At 73.6% G+C, this 21,124-nt stretch carries 17 protein-coding genes; 9 read left to right on the forward strand and 8 right to left on the reverse strand.

Features of this window, described 5'->3' with window-relative positions:
* Positions 1-1,182 (forward strand): glycosyltransferase family 4 protein (locus VK611_20305; GenBank protein HMG43685.1); only part of this gene is annotated, 1,182 nt, incomplete at its 5' end.
* 12 nt (positions 1,183-1,194) lie between these two features.
* Here the strand turns inward: VK611_20305 and VK611_20310 are convergent.
* The 3 genes from VK611_20310 to VK611_20320 form a co-directional block, all read right to left on the reverse strand.
* Entirely contained in the window at positions 1,195-2,316 is a 1,122-nt protein-coding gene (locus VK611_20310; GenBank protein HMG43686.1) for a lytic murein transglycosylase, read from the reverse strand.
* A gap of 114 nt (positions 2,317-2,430) precedes the next feature.
* Positions 2,431-4,257 (reverse strand): LCP family protein, encoded by a 1,827-nt coding sequence (locus tag VK611_20315; protein HMG43687.1) that lies wholly within the window; start codon positions 4,255-4,257, stop codon positions 2,431-2,433.
* A gap of 94 nt (positions 4,258-4,351) precedes the next feature.
* A complete protein-coding gene (locus VK611_20320) occupies positions 4,352-5,191 on the reverse strand; it encodes a polysaccharide deacetylase family protein (protein HMG43688.1) in 840 nt (279 codons plus the stop codon).
* A 55-nt stretch (positions 5,192-5,246) separates the two neighbouring features.
* Here VK611_20320 and VK611_20325 point away from each other — a divergent pair, with 55 nt between their 5' ends.
* From VK611_20325 to VK611_20340, 4 genes are all read left to right on the forward strand, one after another.
* Positions 5,247-6,221, forward strand: a complete 975-nt coding sequence (locus VK611_20325; GenBank protein ID HMG43689.1) for a GNAT family N-acetyltransferase — start codon at positions 5,247-5,249, stop codon at positions 6,219-6,221.
* Between the two features lie 174 nt (positions 6,222-6,395).
* On the forward strand, positions 6,396-8,144 hold the full coding sequence (locus VK611_20330) for an ABC transporter ATP-binding protein (protein HMG43690.1): 1,749 nt from the start codon (positions 6,396-6,398) through the stop codon (positions 8,142-8,144).
* A gap of 5 nt (positions 8,145-8,149) precedes the next feature.
* Complete coding sequence (locus tag VK611_20335) at positions 8,150-9,520, forward strand: glycosyltransferase family 2 protein (protein HMG43691.1); 1,371 nt, start codon at positions 8,150-8,152, stop codon at positions 9,518-9,520.
* A complete protein-coding gene (locus VK611_20340; GenBank protein HMG43692.1) occupies positions 9,517-10,911 on the forward strand; it encodes a glycosyltransferase family 2 protein in 1,395 nt (464 codons plus the stop codon). Before VK611_20335 ends, VK611_20340 begins: the two co-directional genes overlap by 4 nt.
* 30 nt (positions 10,912-10,941) lie before the next feature.
* On the opposite strand, the gene VK611_20345 is transcribed toward VK611_20340, so the two are convergent.
* Positions 10,942-11,508 carry a YbhB/YbcL family Raf kinase inhibitor-like protein gene (locus VK611_20345; GenBank protein ID HMG43693.1) on the reverse strand — a complete coding sequence of 189 codons (567 nt, stop codon included), beginning with the start codon at positions 11,506-11,508 and terminating at the stop codon, positions 10,942-10,944.
* Between the two features lie 23 nt (positions 11,509-11,531).
* Positions 11,532-13,562 (reverse strand): hypothetical protein, encoded by a 2,031-nt coding sequence (locus VK611_20350; GenBank protein HMG43694.1) that lies wholly within the window; start codon positions 13,560-13,562, stop codon positions 11,532-11,534.
* Positions 13,563-13,722: 160 nt separating this feature from the next.
* On the opposite strand from VK611_20350, the gene VK611_20355 reads away from it, so the two are divergent.
* The 4 genes from VK611_20355 (at position 13,723) to VK611_20370 (ending at position 17,984) form a co-directional block, all read left to right on the forward strand.
* Complete coding sequence (locus VK611_20355; GenBank protein ID HMG43695.1) at positions 13,723-14,835, forward strand: hypothetical protein; 1,113 nt, start codon at positions 13,723-13,725, stop codon at positions 14,833-14,835.
* Positions 14,832-15,935 (forward strand): GNAT family N-acetyltransferase, encoded by a 1,104-nt coding sequence (locus tag VK611_20360; protein ID HMG43696.1) that lies wholly within the window; start codon positions 14,832-14,834, stop codon positions 15,933-15,935. The genes VK611_20355 and VK611_20360 overlap by 4 nt, the downstream gene beginning before the upstream one ends.
* 110 nt (positions 15,936-16,045) lie before the next feature.
* A complete protein-coding gene (locus VK611_20365; GenBank protein HMG43697.1) occupies positions 16,046-17,038 on the forward strand; it encodes a sulfotransferase in 993 nt (330 codons plus the stop codon).
* A 10-nt stretch (positions 17,039-17,048) separates the two neighbouring features.
* On the forward strand, positions 17,049-17,984 hold the full coding sequence (locus VK611_20370) for a glycosyltransferase (protein ID HMG43698.1): 936 nt from the start codon (positions 17,049-17,051) through the stop codon (positions 17,982-17,984).
* Here VK611_20370 and VK611_20375 read toward each other — a convergent pair.
* Genes VK611_20375 through VK611_20385 form a run of 3 tightly spaced genes read right to left on the reverse strand, consistent with a single transcriptional unit; the run spans position 17,947 to position 21,121 of the window.
* Positions 17,947-18,954, reverse strand: a complete 1,008-nt coding sequence (locus VK611_20375; GenBank protein ID HMG43699.1) for a hypothetical protein — start codon at positions 18,952-18,954, stop codon at positions 17,947-17,949. The genes VK611_20370 and VK611_20375 overlap by 38 nt on opposite strands.
* Entirely contained in the window at positions 18,951-20,183 is a 1,233-nt protein-coding gene (locus tag VK611_20380; protein ID HMG43700.1) for a glycosyltransferase, read from the reverse strand. The genes VK611_20375 and VK611_20380 overlap by 4 nt, the downstream gene beginning before the upstream one ends.
* Positions 20,180-21,121, reverse strand: a complete 942-nt coding sequence (locus tag VK611_20385) for a hypothetical protein (protein HMG43701.1) — start codon at positions 21,119-21,121, stop codon at positions 20,180-20,182. The genes VK611_20380 and VK611_20385 overlap by 4 nt, the downstream gene beginning before the upstream one ends.
* Positions 21,122-21,124 lie beyond the last annotated feature (3 nt).

Consider the following 21,124-nt stretch of genomic DNA (forward strand, 5'->3'; position numbering starts at 1 on the left):
CTGACGACAGTGGCGTCGAGCCTCCGGTTCCTGCTGCTCCCGCAGCTGCGGGCGGTGCGCGACCTGCCCGGCGGCGAGGCCGTCGGCATCAGCGCCGCGGGCGACGACGTGAAGGCGCTGGAGCAGGACGGCATCGAGCACATCGCGCTCGGCTCGTCGACCCGCAGCATGAACCCGCTCGCCGACCTGCGCTCCGCCGTGGAGCTGTGGCGCATCCTGCGCAGCGAGAAGATCGACGTACTGCACACCCACAACCCCAAGCCCGGCCTGTACGGGCGGGTGGTGGGGCGGCTGGCCGGCGTGCCGGTGGTGGTCAACACCAACCACGGGCTGTACGTCACCGAGAGCAACAGCACCCTCCAGCGCCTGGTGGTGCTGACCCTGGAGGCGATCGCGGCCCGCTTCTCGGACGCCGAGCTGATCCAGAACCCGGAGGACGTCGAGCTGCTCCTCCACCAGCACGTCAACGTCCGCCGGCGCACGAAGCTGCTGGGCAACGGCATCGACCTGCAGCGCTTCCGGCCCGGCGGCGTGCCCGAGTCGGTGCGCCTGGCGCGGCGGGCCGAGCTCGGCGCCGACCGCGACACGATCGTGGTCGGCATGGTGGGCCGCCTGGTGGTGGAGAAGGGCTTCCGCGAGCTGTTCGCGGCGGCCCGCACCCTGCGCGAGCGGTTCGGCGCGGGCCGCTACGTGGTGGCGGCCATCGGCCCCGACGACCCCGAGAAGGCCGACGCCATCTCGGCGGCCGAGATCCGGGCCGCGGAGGAGCAGGGCGTGGTGTTCCTGGGGCACCGGCTCGACGTCGAGGCGCTGTACGCCGCCATGGACGTCTTCGTGCTGCCGTCGTACCGGGAGGGGTTCCCCCGGGCGGCGATGGAGGCGGCCGCGTCGGGCCTGCCGATCGTGGCGACCGACGTCCGCGGCTGCCGCCAGGTGGTGGACCACGACAAGACGGGGCTGCTGGTGCCGGTGCGCGACGGCGCCGCGCTGGCCGAGGCGGTCACCGCCCTCGGCGAGGACCCCACCCGCCGCGAGGCCATGGGCAAGGCCGCCATCGTGCGGGCCCAGGAGCACTTCGACGAGCGCGAGGTGGTCCGCATCGTGCTGGACACCTACCGCCAGGTCGCCGCCCGCAAGGGCCGGCACGACCTCGTGGCCGCTCTCAAGTCACCTACCGACTGAGCGTCCGAGCCCTCAGAGGGTCGTCGACGTCGACGACGCCGTGGTCTCGGTCGTCGTGGGCGGCACGGTGGTGGTGGTCGTCGGGGGCTCGGTCGTCGTCGTGGTCGACGTGGTCGTGGTCGTCGACGTCGTGGTGGTGGTCGACGTGGTCGTGGTCGACGTAGTGGTGGTGGTCGGCGGGCGCGGCGGCGTCGGCGGCTCGGGGGGCAGGGCAGGCGGCGGACCCGAGTTGGCCGGAGTGGTCGGCGGCCGCGGCAACGGCGGCGGCGTGGGGGTGACCGGCTCCTCGTGGGGCAGCGGCCGGGCCCGGCCCTGCTCGTAGGAGTCGGCCAGCGCCATCACCACGTCGACGTACTCCTGCGAGTGGTTGTACCGGAAGATGGCCTGGGCCCGCTGCTGGCGGTTGCGCAGATCGCCGTCGCCGGCGCACAGGTAGGTGGCCGAGCCGACCGCGGCGTCGAAGATGTTGTTGGGGTCGCGACGGCCGTCGTCGTTGCCGTCGGCCGCCACCGCCCGCCAGCTCGACGGGATGAACTGCATGGGACCGACCGCCCGGTCGAAGACGGTGTCGCCGTCGAGGGCGCCGTCGTCGGTGTCGCGGATCAGCGCCACACCGGGCCGGCCGTCGAGCGGGATGCCCCGGATCGGGCGCGTGCCGTAGCCGTCGGCCCGCAGCTGGGCGCCCCCGTAGCGGCCGTGGTTCGACTCCACCCGCCCGATGGCGGCCAGCAGGTACCAGGGGATGCCGCACGCCGGGTCGCCGACCGACGTGGTCTCCTGCGAGCGGACGTAGGCGCGCAGCGCCACCTCGGGGATGCCGCTGGTGCCGAGGCGGTCGACGACCTCCTCGTTCGACTCGATCTCCTCGGGGCTGGCGGAGGTCCACACCACCTGGGCCACCGGGCGCGACGGGCGGTCGACCTCGGGCTCGACGGTGACCTCGTCGAAGCCGAGGTCATAGGAGTCGAGGCCGGGGTAGCTACCGGGCCGGTCGGCAGGGTGGCTCACCGAAGCGATGGGGACGACGCCGTTACCGGAGATGCTTGCCGGGATCGCCGCCAGGAGGCCGGCCAGGCCGGCGACCGTGCCCCAGCGCGCGCCCTTCCACAGAGCTTTGACCGCTGTCCGCCGCATTCCCCCAAGCACAGCACACCCCTACCCCTGCAATCGGTCCCTGAACGAAGGAATCAGTTAAGTCGAGGAGAACGTTGGACGGCGCGCGCCTTCCCTCGATCCGGCCCGGCCCGCCTAGCCGCAGGACTTGCCGGGGGGCGGCTGGCCGGCGGGATAGCCGACCTGCGGTGTGGACGGCGGCGGCGCGGGCGGGGCCGTGGTCGCGGTCGACGCCGCGGGCGCCGCGGTGGTGGCCGTGGTGTCGGCGCTCCCGCCGGAGTCGCCGCTCGCGGGCGGCGCGACGGTCGTGGTGGTGGCGCCGATCGGCGCGGGCTCCTCGAAGACGTTGGTGAAGTCGGCGCCGGCCACCAGCTCGACCTCGCCGGGGGCGAGATCGTCGCGCGGCTGGACGTCGGCCCCGCTCTCGAGGTGCCGGGCCACCCGCCGCCCGTAGGCCTCCCCGCCCGGGGCGTGGAACACGGTCGTGCGAGCGACGGGCTCGGGCGCGGCGCCGGGCGCCACCGTCACGTCGAAGCCGATCTTCTGGAAGGCGCCGCCGACGTTGGCGGCCTGCCCCTCCTGACCGCTGCCGTTCACCACGGTGAGGTCGATGAGGCTGGGCCCGATCTCGTCGATGGGCAGCCCCCGGAAGGCGTTGAGGACCGGCTCGGCCAGGGCCTCGTTGGGGTAGGGGTCGCCCTTGCCCTCCTCGTCGAGCGTGCGGGTCGGCAGCGAGAACGTGAGCAGGTTGTTGGGATCGAAGTCCTGGAACTGGTCGGCCAGGCCGAGCAGATCGGAGATCGTGAGCGTCCTGTCGAGGGTCACCGTGCCGGCCGCCAGCTCGGCCATGCTCTTGAGCTGCATCGGGTCCGCCTTCGCCTGCTGGACGGCCTTCTTGAGCGCCTGCTTGATCACGATCTGCTGGCGGGTCATGCGGCCGTAGTCCCCGTAGGGGTCGTCGACCCAGCCCTCCGGCCCCCGGTACTGGAGGACCCGGGAACGGGCCAGCGCCAGCGCCTGGTCGGCCTCGACGGTGACGCAGCCGAGCTCGGTGATGTGCAGACCGACGTCATGCGCGCCCGGCGGGTTGCGCACGGCCTGGTCGAAGTAGAGCGGGATGCCGTCCAGGTGCTCGATCAGCCGCTCGAAGCCGACGAAGTCGATCTCCACGTAGTGGTGGATCGGGACGGCGAAGTTCTGCTGCAGGGTGTCGATGAGCCGCTGGATGCCTTCGTCGCCGTTGTAGGCGGAGTTGATCTTGTCGGTCTCACCCGAGCCGGCGATCTGGACCTGCAGGTCGCGGGGGAACGAGAGGGCGTACGCCTGCTCGCTCTTCGGGTCGACGCGCAAGATCATGATCGAGTCGCTGCGCTTGCCGGCCAGGCCCTCCCGGCTGTCGCTGCCCACCACCAGGTAGTTCTCCGGCTCGCCGGCGGCGACGGCGTTGAGCTCCAGGCCGTCGACCCGGTCGATGCTGTTGTAGGTGCGCACCACCCAGTAGGCCACGGTCGCACCGGCGAAGCACATCACCACCAGGAACACGCCGACGCCGAGGAGGACCCGCTGGCGCCAGCTGCGCGCCGTCCGGTGGGAGCCGGCGGCGTGCGACGGCCGCTGCCAGTCGTCGTGGTCGGCGTCGTCGGGCGGGGCCGGCGGGCCGGGCGGTGCGTACGGGTCGGCGAACACGCTGCTGTCCGGCTCCGCGGGGGCCGAGCTGAAGCCGTCGTCGCCGTAGGGCGAGCGGTGCGGGCGGTCGCGGGGCTCCCGGGCGGGCCGGGGGTCCTGGTCGGCGGGACCGATGAAGATCGAGCGCGAGTCGAACGACGCGGAGGGCCCGGCGGCCGAGGGCGGCTCGGGGGCCCGCGGCGGCTGACCGGCGGCGCGGCGCGGCGGCAGATCGCCGTAACTCTGCAGTTGGCTCGGCTTGTCCGCGCCGCGCCAGGGGTCTCGCCCACCAGCCATGACGCCTGACGCTAGCGCCCGGCTGCGCTCCGAGGAACGCGAGCAGGCCGGTCTCTGGCGCGCGAATGGCCCAGGAATGGCTCCGCGATGAACTTCAGCCGGTCGCGCCGCGGTAGCGGACCCGGTTGAGCGCCCGGCGGAAGGAGTCCTCGAGGGCCATGCCGCCGTCGGCCTTGCGCCGGAAGTAGGTCCACCCGTCGCTCACCTGGACGGCGGTGCGGGCCAGCCGGTGCAGGTCGGTGCGGCTGTAAGGGTTGGGCCGGTTGCCGCCCAGGGCAGCCGACACGAACCGGTCGCGCACGACCCGCTCCACCGGCGGCGGCGGGGCGACGGCCTTCGGGTAGGCGAAGTGGGTGGCGGCGACACCGAGGCGCTCCTCGATCAGGCCCTTCGACCGGTCGAGCTCGGCGGCGGCCTCGTCGGGGCTCAGCCGGTCGAGCAGGGCGTGGCTGTGGGTGTGCGACCCGATCGTCACCAGCCCCGAGTCGACCATCTCCCGGGCACCGGCCCACGACAGCGGCTGCCCGTCGGCCGGCCACGGCAGCTGCTCGTCGACGTGGCGGGTGGCCAGGTAGACGGTGGCGGGCACCTGGTGGCGCGCCAGGATCGGCAGGGCCACCTCGGCCAGGTCGGACGTGCCGTCGTCGAAGGTGACGACCACCGGGTCGGGGCCGGAGCGGGCGCCCTCGCCCACGGGCTCCCGCAGCACGAGGCGGGCCACGGCGGTGTCGATGTCGACCGCGCGGCCGGTCTCGGCCAGCCAGGCCATCTGCCGCTCGAAGTCGGCGGCGGGCATGTCGATCTCGGTCTCGGCGCGCCGGCCCACCCGGTGGTAGATCAGCACGACCACGCCGGGGACCCGATGCCGGACGCGGTCACCGACCACCGCCGCCGCTTTGAGTGCTTGCAGCGCCGCTGCCCGTCCCTGCGCCATGGGACGATGCTACGCCGCGTCTCGGTTACTCTCGCCCGCTGGTGGGTCCCGAGACATGATCGACGTGCGAGTGGCCACATCCGACGACGACCCCGCGGTGCTCGAGCTGCTGCAGGCGTCGATGGGATGGGTTCCCGACGAGCAGTACGCCCGGTTCTTCGCCTGGAAGCACCGCGAGAGCCCGTTCGGCGAGTCGCCGGCCTGGGTGGCGGTCGACGGCGAGCGCATCGTCGGCTTCCGCACGTTCCTGCGCTGGCAGTTCGTCCACGACGGCCGGGTGGTCGACGCGGTGCGGGCGGTCGACACCGCCACCCACCCCGACTACCAGGGCAAGGGCATCTTCTCCCTGCTCACCCGCCACGCCCTCGACGAGCTGGCGACCATGGGCACGGGCTTCGTCTTCAACACCCCCAACGACCGCAGCCGCCCCGGCTACGTGAAGATGGGCTGGCAGCTCGTCCAGCGCCTGCCCGTCGCCGCCCGGCCCCGCTCGGCGCTGGCGCTGGTGCGGCTGGCCCGGGCCCGCACGCCGGCCGACAAGTGGTCGGCCGACAGCACAGGTGGCGTGTCCGCCCCCGAGGCGCTGGCCGACCGGGAAGCCGTGGCGGCGCTCCTCGACCGGCTCGCCGGCGAGAGCGGACCCGGCCTCGCCACCCACCGGACGCCCGACTACCTGGCGTGGCGCTACGGGTTCCCACCGCTGCACTACCGGGCGCTGACCGGCCCCGGCGGCCTCGCCGACGGGATGGTGGTGTTCCGGGTGCGCCGCCGCGGCGCCGCCACCGAGGCCGCCCTGTGCGAGGTGCTGGTGCCCGGCGACGACTCCGGGATGATCCGGCAGCTGCTGGCCGAGGTGCTGCGCAGCAGCCAGGCCGACCACGCCGTCTGGCTCGGCGCCGCCCGGCCCGCCCTGGGCCTCCTCCCCATCCCCGGTCAGGGCCCCACGCTCATGTGGCGCAGCGTCTGCGAGCAGACCCCTCCCCCGGCCGCCGACTGGCACCTCACGCTGGGCGACATCGAGCTCTTCTGAGGCGGACCCAAGGCCGGGCACCTACCCGCTGTCCTGGGCATCGGGTGTAGCCTTTCGTGGTCACGGCGTGAGACGCCCCGGCGGGCGCGAGGAAGGGCGAGTCAGATCTTGGGCATGGGCAGCGGGCGGTTCGGGCGCCGTGATCGGTCGCAGGGCGCGGTCACCGTCCTCGGGATGGCGCGGCGGACGGACACACTGGTGCCGGGCACCTATCCCCGTCTCCTCACGCTGGGGGCGGTCTCGTTCGTCGGGAGCCTGTGCGAGGCCGGGCTGCTGGTCGTGATGGCCCGGATCGCGCTGGCCGCCACCGACGACACCGAGCACTTCGAGGTGCTGCCCGGCACCGGCTGGAGGGTGACCGTGGCCACCGCGATCCTCATCGCGCTGGGCTTCGTGATCGCCAAGGTGGCCGTCGGCCTGGTGCTGGCCCGCATCTCCTCGTCGACCTCCACCCGGGCGCTGACGGTGATCCGCCAGACCCTGCTGCGCTCCTACCTGGGAGCCAGCTGGCACGTCCAGGCGGTGGAGCGCCAGGGCGAGCTCCAGGACGTGATGACCACCCAGGCCGACAAGGCCGCCAAGGTCGTGATGACCCTGAGCGCCTTCGTGACCGCGGCGCTCAACGTGGCGACGTTCGTGGTCATCTCGATCTTCGCGAACGTCTTCGCCGCGATCGTGATCGTCGTCGCCGGGGCGAGCCTCGCCGCCAGCCTCCGCCCCCTGTCGGCCCGGGGGCGCCGCACCTCCCACCGCGAGCTCGCCGCCGGCCGCACCTTCGCCAGCGCCATCTCCGAGCTGGTCGGCACCACCCGCGAGCTGCGGGTGTTCGGCACCGGACCCCAGGCGCTGGAGCGCATGGAGGGCCTCAACGACCACCAGGCCGGGCTGATCCGTCGCACCCGGTTCCTCACCATGCTCGGCCCGACGCTGTACCAGGCCTCGGCGCTGCTGCTGCTCATCTGCGGCATCGGGCTGCTGACCACGGTCACCCGGTCGAGCATCGCCGCCATCGGTGCGGTGATGCTGCTGCTGCTCCGGGCCCTCACCTACGGGCAGCAGACCCAGTCGCTGTTCCAGGCCCTCAACGAGTTGAGCCCCAGCCTCGACCACGTGAGCCGCCGCATCGAGCTGTACCAGGGCAGCCCGGTGACGTCCGGTGACACGCCCGTGGCGTCGATCCGGCAGCTCGAGCTCGAGGACGTCAGCTTCGAGTACCTGCCCGACCGGCCCGTGCTCCGCGGGGTGTCCGGCACCATCGAGGCCGGCGAGGCCATCGGCATCATCGGCCCGTCCGGCAGCGGCAAGTCGACGCTGCTGCAGATCCTGCTGCGCCTGCGCGAGCCCACCGCGGGCCGCTTCCTCGCCAACGGCGTCGACACCCGCGATCTGGCGCAGGCCGACTGGTACGGCCGCGTGGCCTTCGTTCCCCAGGACCCCCACCTCATCGAGGGGACGGTCGCCGAGAACATCGCCTTCTACCGCGACATGCCGCTCGCCCGGGTGCACGAGGCCGCCGCCATGGCGCACCTGGCGGAGGAGATCGAGGCGCTGCCGCACGGCTACGACGAGATCATCGGCCCGGAGGACACCTCGCTGTCGGGCGGCCAGCAGCAGCGGCTGACCATCGCCCGGGCGCTGGCGGGTCGACCCGACCTGCTGGTGCTGGACGAGCCGACCAGCGCGCTCGACATGCGCTCCGAGGCACGCCTGCAGGACACCCTCCGCAGCCTGCGGGGCCGGATGACGCTGCTGGTGGTGGCCCACCGCCTCACCACGATCGCCGAGTGCGACCGCATCATGGTGCTCGCCAACGGCGCCGTGCAGGGCTTCGACCGGCCCGAGCAGCTGGCGTTGAGCTCCGACTTCTACGACGAGGCGCTGCGGCTCTCCGTGCTGCACCAGAGCCCCGCCGGCACTGCGTGAGTCGCATGGGCACGCCGGACATCACCGTGGTGATGTGCACCTACAACCGGGCGGACGTGATCGAGCGGACGCTACGGGCGGTGCTCCGCCAGGAGGGCCCGTCGCTGGAGATCGTGGTGGTCGACGACGGCTCGACCGACGCCACGCCCAAGGTGCTCGCCGCCATCGACGACGACCGGCTGCGGGTGCTCCGCCAGCAGAACGCCGGGATGAGCCTCGCCCGCAACGCCGGCCTGGCGGTCGCCCGGGGCGCCTGGGTCGCCTTCCTCGACGACGACGACGTCCCGCAGCCCGGCTGGCTGGCCGCCCTGGCGGGCCCGGCGGGCGACCCCGACGTCGGGATCAACTGCTGCGGTGCCCGGGCGGTCGACCCGCACGGCGACGAGATCTGCCCCCTGCCGGTGATCCCGCTCGGCGAGCCCTTCGGCGACGTGGTCGGGGCCTACCGGGCCGGCACGTTCGCGGTGCGCACCGACCTGTGCCGCCGGGCCGGGGGGTACCTCGACGGGCTGGGGGCGAACGAGCAGTTCGAGCTGTTCATCCGCCTGCTGGCCGAGGCCCGCCGCTCCGGCCTGGGTGTGGCCAGCGACGACACCCTGGCGCTGGACATCGAGCGGCGCCCGGTCAACGACCGGCCGAGCCTCAACCCCTACGTCGTCCACGACGCCACCATGTGGATCCTGACGCGGCACCCCGAGACGTTCCGGGGCCAGAGCTTCGCCGTCGCCTCGTTCTCCGGTGTCGCCGGCGCCACTGCGGCCCGCACCGGCCAGTGGCGTGCGGCACGGCGCCTGTTCTGGCAGTCGGCGCGGCTGCAGCCCGGCCGGCACCGCAACTGGAGCCGCGTGGCCCTGTCGCTCGTGTCGCCGCTAGGACGACGGGTGTGGGACCGGCACGGCGTCGCGGCCTACGACGCCACCAAGCTCGGTGTGCTCCGGCAGCGGCCCGGCGACGAGCCGCGCGACGACCGGGAGCTGTTCCTGGCCTGGGAGTACCAGGAGAACCCGACCCCGGCCCCGGCACCGGCTCTCCCGGAGGCCGCGCCGCGGGCGCGGCGGCTCGCCCTGCGGCTGGCGCGACGACGGCCCGGGCTCGTGGTGAGCCAGGGCGAGATCGAGCGGTCCGACGACCCGGTGGGCCTGCTGCACGACCTGGCCCGCCGCAGCGGCGGGGCGCCCGTGCTGCTGGCGACCGCCGACCGCACGGCGTCCGACCCGGAGCGACCGCTGGGCCCCCCGTCGCACCCCGGTCACCGCCGCGAGTGGACCCGTGACCAGGTGCAGCTGCTGTTGCGCTCCACCGGCTACGAGGTCGAGCGCAGCTGGAGCCGCACGCCGCAGGCGGTGTTCCTCACCCGCCCGCCGGTGGTCGCATGACCACCACGTCGCCGCACATCACCGTGGTGATGTGCACCTACAACCGCGCCGATCTCGTCGAGCACACCGTGCGCTCGGTGCTGCGCCAGGAGGGGCCCTCGTACTCGGTCGTGGTGGTGGACGACGGCTCGACCGACGCCACGCCCAAGGTGCTGGCCGCCATCGACGACAACCGCCTGCGGGTGGTGCGCCAACCCAACGGTGGGCTGAGCGTGGCGCGCAACACCGGGATCGCCGCCGTGGAGGGCGACTGGGTGGTGTTCCTCGACGACGACGACATCCCCGAACCCGGCTGGCTGTCGGCCCTGGCCCGCCCCATGGACGAACCGGACGTGGGGGTGACGTGCTGCGGGTCGATCGCGGTCGACCCCGACGGCCACGAGATCGCCCCGCTGCCGGTCATCGCCCTGCCGGAGCCCTTCGGCGGCGTGGTCGCCTCGTACCGGGCCGGCACGTTCGCCGTCCGCACCGCGCTCTGCCGCCAGGCCGGCGGCTACCTCGACGGCCTCGGCACGAGCCACCAGTTCGAGCTGTTCATGCGGCTGCAGGCGGAGGCCGGGCGGCAGGGCCTGCGCATCGTCAGCACCGACGTCCTGGCGCTGCGGATCGAGCGGCGGCCGGTCGACGAGCGGCGCAGCAGCAACCCGTACATCACCTACGACGCCACCAGCTGGATCCTCAGCCGGCACCCCGTCGTCTTCGCCGCGTCGCCCGCCCGCGTGGCGGCGTTCGACGGCGTGCGCGGGGCCGCCGCGGCCCGCTTCGAGGACTGGGCCGCGGCCCGGCGCCACTTCCGGCGCTCGGCGCGGCTGGAGCCGAACCGGGTGCGGCAGTGGACCCGGGTGGCGCTGGCCCACGCCCCGCCGGTGGGCCGCTGGGTGTGGAACCGGCACAACGCGCTGCGCTACGACACGGGCACCGTCGGCGTACTCGTGCAGCACCCGAGCACGCCGGACGGTCGGGCCCGGGAGCTGTTCCTGGCGTGGGGCTACGAGGAGCGGCCGGCGGCGGACGTGACCGGTGGGACGCCCGTGGCGGCGTCGGTGCGACGGCTGGCCTCCCGGTCGGCCCGGAGGACGTCCGGCCTGGTACTACGGCTCGACGCCACCTTCGAGGCCCACGACGACCCCGTCGGGCTGCTCCACGAGATCGCCGGGCAGTCGGGCGACGGCGTGCCGGTGCTGCTGTCGATCGTCGACCGCGAGGTCGCCGATCCCGACCACCCGCTCGGGCCTCCGTCGGACCCCGGCCACCGGCGCGAGTGGACCGGCGACCAGTTCCGCCTCCTCCTGCGCTCCACCGGCTTCCGGGTCGAACGGTCCTGGCGTCGCGGTCAGAGGCTCGCGTTCCTGGTCCGCTACTCGGACACCACGCCGACCACCGCTAGCTGACGGGCTGCCCGCCCTCCGACCCTCCGACCCTCAGTGGTCGAAGGTGCCGGTGAGCACACCCTTGGCGATCACCGCGTCCCGGATGTCGCCCAGGACGTCGGCCTGGCCGCTGCCGTCGTCGGCGTCGATCGCCTCGTCGAGGGCGTAGAGCGTGAACCGGTAGGTGTGGGCCCCGTCCTCGGCGGGCGGGCACGGGCCGGCGTAGGCGGACTCGCCGTCGGCGTTCTCGGCCTGGCGGGCCCCGTCCGGCAGCGCGCCCTCGTCGAGCCCGGTCAGCGACGGATCGAGCCCGTAGAGCACCCAGTGGACGTAGGTGCCGCCGCCGGCGTCGGGGTCGTCGAGCACCAGCGCCAGGGCCGCGGCGTCGTCGGGCACGCCCTCCCAGGCCAGCGGGGGCGACACGTCGTCACCGTCGCACGAGAACTGCACCAGGATGGGCGCGCCCTCGGCGAACGCCGTGCTCGACACGGTGATCGCGGCGTCGACGTCGGCCTCCGCCAGCTCGTCGGCCTCACCGCCGATCGAGGGGTCGGATCCGCAGGCGGCCAGCAGCCAGCCCGCGCCGAGGAGCAGTGAGATCGTCCGCCGTCGCAACATGGCCGAAAGGATGGCACGCCGGCTCAGGCCGACGTCACCGAGCCGTTCCACTCGGCGCGGTGCTCGCCCGGGCCACCCGGTGGGTACACGTCGATCGAACCGAGGTTGCCGCCGCGGACCCGGATCTGCGAGTCGACGGGGACGCCCTCACCGAAGTGGAAGGCGTTGCCCTCGATCGTGCAGTCGACGAAGTCGTACATCTGGCGGATGTCGCCGCCGTCGGGGAAGCCGACCGCTGCCTTCCGGGCGCCCTTGAACGTGCTGTTGGTGATCTTCGTGACGTGGTCGCCGGTGAGCTGGTGGGCCTCGATGTAGACCGCGTAGTCGCCGACGCCCTGCTGGTCGACGTAGACGTTCTCGTAGGTGATGGTCTCGTCGGGCGACGTGAGGCCCTGCATCGGCGTGGCCGCGATGATCAGGCCCCAGTCGGAGCAGCCGTAGACGACGCAGTCGCGGTACGACGCCAGGTTGATGTACGCGCCGCCGTAGATGCCCTGACCGCAGTGGTAGACGGTGTGGCGGTCGATGATCGTGCGCGGGGCGTTGTTCTGCCAGAAGAAGAGCCCCGAGTGCGAGTTGTTGTGGGTGACGTTGTCCTCGAACACCCACGTGTTGGTCTCGTCGTTGGAGCCCGATCCCCAGCGGAAGCCCGTCGCCCCCTCGGAGGCACCGCTCCCGCCGGTCGCCACGCAGCCCTTGCACACGTTGCCGCTCCCGGCACCGATCATGAACGACGCGGTGGCGTGGGGGTCGCGGCCCTCCGCCACCGACGAGGCGACGCAGCGCTCCCAGACGATGTCGTTGCTGGGCACGTCGCCGGACTGCTCCCCGTCGCCGGCCGGATCCCACCAGTAGGCGTGGTCGGCGCTGTCGTGGACGATGCAGTCGCGGTAGGTGACGCCGTTGGTCAGGTGGGGCACGAAGGCGTGGTTGGCGCTGTCGTAGGCGACGACGCCGTCGACCGTGGAACCCCGCAGGGCGTCGTAGCCCATGTGGTAGTGCAGGGCGTAGCGGCCGAGCACCTCCTTGGGACCCATGTGGCGCAGGCCCACCCAGCCGACCTTCTGCGGCACCTGCCCGTGCAGCACCGTGACGTGCGACTTGCCCTCGGCGGTGCCCTCGATCCGCACGTTGCGGGTGAGGTTGAGGACCTCGGCCCGGTGGGTGACGCCCTCGCGCACGGTCACGTCCGGGTGGGCGTACTCGAGCGGCTTCTCGAGGGTGACGCTCTTGCCGTCGACCGCGGCGATCACGCGGCGGTCGAAGTGCATCCAGTGCTCGGAGTTCTCGTGCGGCGACTCGGTGGCGGCCACGACGATCTCGTCGCCGGCCTGCCAGCCGTCGGCGGTGTCGACGGTGAGGGTGGTGGCCCCGGCGTCGGCAGCCGCCCCGAGGTGCGTCCAGGCGGTCTTCGCGGCGCCCAGCAGGTCGATCACGCCGGTGTGCATCACCCACACGCCGACGTCCGTGTCCTGCGGCTCCTCGGTCTCCCCGCCCACGTAGCGCCCCTCGTCGACACCGACGATCGAGACGACCTGGTGGACGTCGGCGGCACCGGGGCGCATGCGCAGCGCGCCGTGCACCACGACGTTGCCGCTGGAGGTGAGCGTGTGGCTCTGCGCCGGGTCGAAGACAAGCTCGCCGGCGGCGTCGACGACGACGCCCGCGACCTGCGTGTCGACGTCGAGCATCACCGGCTGGGTGACGGTGGCGACGTCGCCCTCACCGGGGACGGTCCCGCCCCAGGTGGCCGCGTCGCTCCAGAGGGCCATGCCGGGCGCCGGGGCCGCCGTGGTGGGCGCCTCGGTGGTCGCCGTCGTCTCGGTGGAGCCGGTGTCGCGTGGGGGTGCCGGCGGCGGCTCGGCCCGGTCGCTCGACGTGTTGTCGAACAACACCCGTCGGCCGGCGATGAGGCTGGCCCCGCCGGCTGCGCCCGCGCCCAGCACCACGAGCGCGGCGCGCCGTGACACCACCTTCGGCCGGCTGGACGCGTCGTCGGGCGTCGACTCGCGCGCGCCCGCTCCGTCCGCCGAAGAACCCTCGTTGTCCGCCATTGCCGGAGACCCTAGTGGCAGCCCCGATCCCTCCGAAAGAGCATCGGCGCCCCTGCTCGCCCTGGTCTCGCTTCTGGATGGGCAGGCGCGTAGCTTGTTGGCCCTCAGGCGTACGGCGGATGGTGACAGGTTTCTTGTGAGAGTTCCCGAGCGTTTCAAGGTGGGGATCGAACGCGTCGACCCCCTGGGGCCCGACGACGCGGCGGCGGTGGACGCGTTCCAGCGCGCCAACTTCCCGCCCGACGGCCGGCAGGTCAACCCGGCGAGCCGCACCTGGCTGTTCGCCCAGAACCCGCACGCCGGCGCCGACGGTCCGTCGTTCTGGGTGTGCCGCCGCGACGGCGAGGTCGTGGGACAGCAGACCGAGATGCCGGTCGAGCTGAAGATCGGCGACCAGCGGCGGGACGCCTCGTGGGCGATCGACCTGATGGTGGAGGGCAAGTGGCGGCTGCGGGGCGTCGGTCCCGCGCTGATCGACACGCTGCTGCAGAGCCGCTCCATCGTGGGGGTCCTCTACGCCTCCGACGACGGCTACCCGGCGTTCACGAAGGCCGGCTGCGTCGACCTGGGCGTGATGCCCCGCTACCGCCGGCCGCTCGACCCCGAGTTGGCGCTGCAGCACGCCCGGGTGCCCGCCCGCCTGCGGAAGCTGGCGCCGGTGATCGCGCCGGTGGTGCGGCTGGTGGATGCCGGCGCCTCGCTGGCGACCCGGCTGGCCGGGGCGCGGCTGGTGCCGGTCGACCGGCTCGACGAGCGCGTCGACGAGGTGTGGGCCGCGACGGCCGGCGACTACCCGGTGCTGGCGGTGCGCGACCTGACGGCGCTCGCCTGGAAGATCGAGCAGCGCCCCGACCGTGACACGCTGCAGCGCTACTACCTGGTGCGGGGGCAGAAGACGATCGGGTACGTGGTGATCCGCCCGACCCGGTCCACCACCTCGGCGGCCGAACGCATCGCCGTGGTGGTCGACTACCTGGCCCCACCGCGCTGGGTCGCACCGCTGCTCCACGCCGCCGGTCGGGCCGCCCGCCGCGACGGCGCCGTCGCCCTGTCGCTGCGGACCCGCAACCCGCAGGCCGAGCGGGCGCTGCGGTTCGCCGGGTTCCTGCGGACCGGAGAGGCGGGCGAGCACCCGATCCGACACCTGATGTACTCCGCCGACACGCCCGAGGTGACCGCCAAGGTGCAGGACCCCGACAGCTGGTTCCTGACCGCCGCCGACGGCGACGTCGAGGCCGCGATGCCGCCCGTCCACCTGGAGGCAGTGCTGTGAGGGTCGACGTCGTCGACTCGGCCGGGGCGTTCGACGCCCTCGAGAAGGAGTGGGACGAGGCCGCCCTCGCCAACCTCGACCCCAACGTGTTCCTGACCTGGGGCTGGCTGCGCACCTGGTGGCGCCACTTCGGCGAGGCCGCCGGCGACGCCCGGCTCCACCTGCTGGTGGTGCGCGACGACGAGGGCATCGCCGCCCTGGCCCCGCTGTACGAGGCGACGTCGCGGGTCGGGCCGCTGCGGTCGACCACCCTGCGGCAGGTCGGCTACGACGCCGGCGACTACGGCGGCATCCTGCTGGTGCGCCGGCCGGAGGAGTCGGTGACGCTGCTGCTGGACCACCTCGCCGACCGGCTGCGCGGTGACGTCGGCAGCGTGGTGCTGTCGCGCCTGGCCAGCGACAGTGTGGCGCTGGAGCAGCTGCGGTCGGGCCTGGCGGGCAACGACCGGCTCGCCGCCGCCGAGGTGGTCCCGCCGGACGCGGTCTGCCCGTTCATCGACGTCAGCGACGGCTACGACCTGGTCAAGCCGCTGCGGAAGAACCGGGTGCCGCAACGCCTGCGCCGGATGAGCGAGCGCCACGAGGTGGTCTTCACCAACCACTCCGGGCCGACCCTGGAGCAGGGCATCACCTGGCTCACGGAGCTGCACGAGCGGCGCTGGGCCGACCGTGCCGACGAGTTCCAGGGCCTGCTCGCCGACGCCGCGTCAGAGGCGTTCCTGGCCGACGCCATCCGGGCGCTCGACACCGCGGGCTGGCTGCGCCTGATGACCGTCACGGCCGACGGGCGGCCGATCGCGATACGGCTCGACTTCGAGTACGCCGGGCGCATCTACATGCTGAAGAACGCCATCGACCCGGACTTCAACGAGTTCGGCCCGGGCCACATCACCCACGCCCGGGTGCTGGAGGAGGGCATGGCCCGCGGGGTGACCGAGTTCGACTTCCTGCGGGGTGACCACCCGTACAAGCGCCGCTGGGCGAACGGTGAGCGGCACCTGGTGGCGCTCACCCTGAGCCGTCCGGGCCTGGCCGGCGAGCTGGCCCGCCAGCGCTCCAGGGTGACCGGCCGCCTGGCCCGCACCCGCTCGGGTCACTAGCGAACTTTACAGGTCCGCCACAGTGTCGGCGGCCCGCCGGTACGCCCGACCCCTTGCGGTACCCTGCGCCGCCAGGGGCCCGTACGGCCGGGACGACTCGGGGCTGAAGGATGTCGGACGACCTCACCGGTCAGGGCAAGCGGACGAACGGCAACGGGGCCGCGCCACCGCCCGTGCCAGAGCGGCCGCCGTTCCCGTTCGTGGTCGGCTGTCGCCGCTCGGGGACGACCCTGGTGCGGGCGATCCTGGCCAGCCACTCCGAGGTCGCCGTCGCCCCCGAGTCGCGCTTCCTGATCGCGCTCGTGCCCGAGGTCTCCCAACGCTTCGACGCGGTCCGCATGCTCGACGCCCTCTACGAGCACGAGTCGTTCGCCCGCTGGCAGCTGCGGCGCCCACTGGTGGAGCGGTCCTTCCGCGACGACCCGTGCGCCACCTACGGCGACGCCGTCCGCCGGCTCTACGCCCTGTGGGCCCAGCGGCAGGACAAGGAGCGCTGCGCCGACAAGACCCCCGACCACGTGTTGCGCATCCCCCTGCTGGCGGCGCTGCTCCCCGAGGCCCGCATCGTGCACGTGATGCGTGACGGGCGCGACGTCGCCGCGTCGCTGCTGGAGCTGGGCTGGGTCGAGAGCATCGAGCGGGCGGCGCTGCACTGGCGCCACCGGGTGCTGCAGGGACGCGAAGCCGCGGGGCAGCTGCCGTCCGTCCGCTACCACGAACTGCGCTACGAGGACCTGGTGGAGCGGCCCGAGCCGACGGTCCGGGCGCTGTGCGCGGCGCTGGACCTCTCGTTCGAGCCGGCGATGCTGCGCTACGAGAAGGCCGCCGCGGAGGCCCTGCGCACCGAGCCGTACCCGCACCACAACCGCTACGTCACACGCCCGCTGCGGCCCGGCCTGCGCGACTGGCGCCGCGACCTACCGGCCGCCGCCGTCAGTCGTTTCGAGGCACTCGCCGGCGACGCCCTCGCCGACCTGGGCTACGAACTCCGCTCCCGCCCTGTGCCCCTGACCACCCGCCTGGTCACCCGGCCCGACTGGATCGCGTGGCACTCCCAGCGCCTCACCCGCTCCGGCCGCGAATCCCTCCGGGGGGAGTGCTAGCGTCCCGTCGGTGGACCTCCCGGCGGATGGCGAGGTCGACACTGCGGCGGCGGCCCCCGACGAGGGGGTCTGGCCGGGCCTGGTGACCGTGGTCATCCCGGTGCGAAACGGTGCGGGGACCATCGAGGCGCAGTTGTCGGCACTCAGCGAGCAGAACTACACAGGCGCGTGGGAGCTGCTCGTCAGCGACAACGGTTCGACCGACGGCACGCAGGCCATGGTCGAGGGTTGGCGGAGCAAGTTCGAGGAGCTTCGGCTGATCGACTCGTCCGCGGTCACGGGCGTGAGCCATGCCCGCAACGCCGCGGTCGAGGCGGCCAGAGGCCGCTTCGTGGCTGTCTGCGACGCCGACGACGTCGTGACGAGCTCCTGGCTCCGGGAGCTCGTCGCCCAGAGCGCGCCAGGAGCGATCATCGGCGGGTCGTTCGACGAGGAGGCTCTCAACGACCCCGTGGTCCTGTCCTGGATCCACTGGAGCGGCCGGGGCAGCGACGGCGGCATGCACCCGCACCTGGGCTTCCTCCCCTTCGCCCGCGGCAGCAACATCGGTGTCGACAAGGCCGTCTGGTCGGCGCTCGGCGGATGGAGCGAATCGCTCCTGATGGGCGAGGACGTCGACTTCTCGTGGCGCGCCCAGCTCGCCGGCGTCGAGCTGCGGCCCGCACCGGAGGCCATCGTCCACTACCGCTTCCGCACCGACATCCGTTCGACCATGCGGCAGGCGTTCAAGGTGGGCAAGAGCGACGCCGTCCTGTTCGCGACCTTCCGCGAGCACGGGATCAGTCCACCCAGTCTCACCCGCGTGCTGCGGACCTATCTCGGTTTGGCGGCCCGGCTCCCCCAGGCACTGGTCTCACCGGCCTGGCGGGGCCGTTGCTGCCGCGGGCTCGCCTACCGGGCCGGGAGGCTCAGCGGTTCGCTGCGCCAGCGGGTCTGGTACCCGTAGACGCCGGCGCGGGCTCCGGCGCCCGGACGGCGAGGCGCTCGGCCAGCTCGGTCATCGTGACGACGTCGAGGCGGCCCTGTTCGCGGAGACGGGCGGCGGCCCGGCAGATGCGGTCGAGCGCGTCGAGGGCCCGCTGGGGGTCGGCCGTCACGTTGTAGGGGTGGAACCAGAGGTGGAACAGCGACCGGGTGCGGGCCGCCTGACGGAGGCGACCGATCGGGCGTCGGGCCCACAGCGCCGGCGGCAGGTGATGACCCGCGGTGACCGGGGCGAACAGGTAGGTCTGCGGGATGTTCCACAGGCCGCTGTCGTGGTGCTCGGGCTGCACGGCGGAGCCCGGCAGCGGCACCACCCGATCGGCGAGCAGCGCCGCCTTGCGCCGCCAGCCCGACAGGCCGGCGAACGGCTTCTCGGGCCGGCCGCCCCGGTAGCTGGTGAACCCGGCGGCCTGCAGGGTTTCGAGGTGCGCGATCGCGTTGCGGGGGTAGACGAACGACCGCAGCTCCACGCCCAGCGGCTCGGCGACCAGGCGCGCCGCGGCCAGCTCGCCGGCGAACACGTCGGGGCTGCAGCCCGGGTCGTCGACGATCACGTGGGAGAACGAGTGGCTGCCCACCTCCTGGCGCACCGGGCAGGCGGTCAGCCGCTCGACGATGTCGCTCCCGTAGTAGAAGGGGGCGGCGGCGACGTCGGCGCGGGGGTCGACGTCGAGCCAGTCGCCGTCCAGCCAGTCGTAGGTGGGCTGGGCCAGGTCGGGATGGCCGGCGCAGGAGTCGAGGAACAGGTGCCCGACCACGGCCCAGGTGGCCGAGATCTCGTGGCGGGCGAAGACGTCGAGGATGCCGTCGACCACCTCGCGCTCCCGCTCGAAGTGGTGACCGGCGACCGAGCCGTCGCGCTTGTGCGCCTCGCCCCAGGCCAGCTCCGTGTCGATCGAGACGACGAACGCGCCCCGCTCGAGCTCGCTCATGCCGCCGCCTCACTCGTGCGCCGGGCCCGGTTCTCCAGCAGGTCGCCGAGCTGCGCCGCCACCGACGAGAGCTGGTAGCGGTCGGCCCAGCGGCGGGCGGCGTCGATCCGCTCCTCCCGGTCGGCCGCCCCGTAGGCCGCCAGCATGGCGTCGGCGAGGCCGTCGACCGAACCCGTCGGCGCCAGCCAGGCATGCCGGCCGCCGTCGGTCAGCTCCACCACCGGCGGGATGTCGAACGCCGCCACCGGCGCACCCAACGTCAGCGCCTCGACCACCGCGCCCGGCGAGCCCTCCGACACCGAGCTGAAGGCGAACACGTCGGCCGACGCCACCAGCGAGCGGGCGTCGGGCCGGAACCCCAACAGGTGCACCGAGTCGGCCAGGTCGTTGGCGTCGATGGCGGCCTGCACGGCCGCGTCGGCCGGGCCCGGGGCACCGGCGATGGCGAGGTGGGCGTCGGGCAGCTTCTCGACCACGGTGGCGAACGCCTCGACCAGCAGGTGCTGGGCCTTCTCCGGCACGCGGCGGGCCACGTTCACGAACAGCGGCACGTCGTCGGCCAGGCCGAACGGGCTGCGCTCGGCCTTCACGTCGGCGGTCGACAGCTGCACGCCCCGCGGCACCGACGTGGCCCGTGCCAGGTCGAGCTTCATCGACCGGCAGTTCGTGGAGCGGGCGTAGTCGCCCACCGACCGGTAGTGGACGTCGCCGCGCCCGGTCGCCCAGCGCCCGATCGCCTGCATGGTGCGGCCCTTCCAGCTGGCGACGCCGGCCTGGAGCTGCCGTTGCAGGGCGACGTCGCCGGTGCGGTTGAACGTGGAGACCACGGGGATCCCCTGGGTCGCCCCGGCCAGCTGGCCCACGAGGTTGCCGCTGAACAGCGACGTGTGCACCACGTCGGGCCGCCACGAGCGCAGGACGCCCCGCAGTCGCAGGGCCACCAGCGGCCACGACCAGCCGGCCCGCCCGGCCCGGAACCCCAGCGCCACCACGGGGATGCCCACCTCGGTGAGGCGCTCGTCGAGGAAGTCGCGCTCGTAGAGCCGCACGACCACCTGCTCGAACCGCTCGTCGAGGGCCTGCACCTCGTCCACCAGCCGGTTCTCGGCGCCGCCGGACCCGGCCAGCGAGTCGATCACGTGGACGACCCGGAGCCGCCGCTCGTCGCTCCCGTGGCTCCGGTGGCCGGCCACGGTGGCCTCGCTGGCTGCGGTGGTGCCCTCGGTCACGTGCTTCCCTCCCAGATGGTGTTGCCGCCGGGTGCGAGGCGCGCCGGCAGCCACGACGACGTGGCCGAGAGCACCTCGTCGGACGGCCGCCAGCCCGGGTGCACCTCCCACCAGTCGTCCTCGGTCGGGTCGTAGGCCACGTCGACCGAGAAGCCCCGTGCCTGCCAGCGCCCCGCCGCAGCCCGGTACTCGGGGGCGAGGCCGACCCGCCGGTGCAGCTGCACGAGCAGGATGGGGCGGGGGCGACGGCCGGCGGCGTCGACCAGGTTGTCGATCACGCTCGGGTCGAACAGGTCGCGGCCCAGCGGCACGTCGTGGAGCGACCAGGCGGGCGTGGCCGCAGGGGCCGGCGGTCCCTCGAACCCGACGGGCAGGGCGCCGAGCCCCGGCGGCGCGGCAGCGAGCCCGTGGCGCCCCGAGTCGACCCTCACACTGTCCTCCACGAAGCGCCGGGGGTCGACCACCGGCTGCCAGACGGCGAGCGGCGCCCCGTCGAAGTCGGCGGCCACGCGGGCCGCCACCAGCGCACCGATCCGGGTGCCGAGGAAGCCGATCCGCTCGATCCCGCAGCGCTCGCGCAGCTCGTCGGTGGCGCGGCGGGCGTCGGCCACCAGCGAGGCGAACGACATGCCGCCGTCGACCCGGTCGCTGTCGCCGGTGCCGCGGTAGTGGAAGCGCTGGCAGGCCACGCCGGCGCGGGCCAGCCAACGGCCCAGGCGCGCCTCACGCTGGTAGTTGACCGCGGCGTCGCCCAGCACCGGCGGGCAGATCACGACCCCGGAGGTGGCACCGCCCGCCGCGGGCATGTGCCGGCAGCCGAACACCAGGCCCTCGCCCTGGGCGCCGCCGATCAGCTCGATCTCCTCGTTGCCGTCCGGCCCGTGCCCTAGGAACTGCTCCAGCGATGCTGCCTGCCATCCGTCCGCCGAGACGCCCAATCT

Source organism: Acidimicrobiales bacterium, assembly GCA_035316325.1.
Taxonomy (GTDB): Bacteria; Actinomycetota; Acidimicrobiia; order Acidimicrobiales; family VFJN01; genus DASXTK01.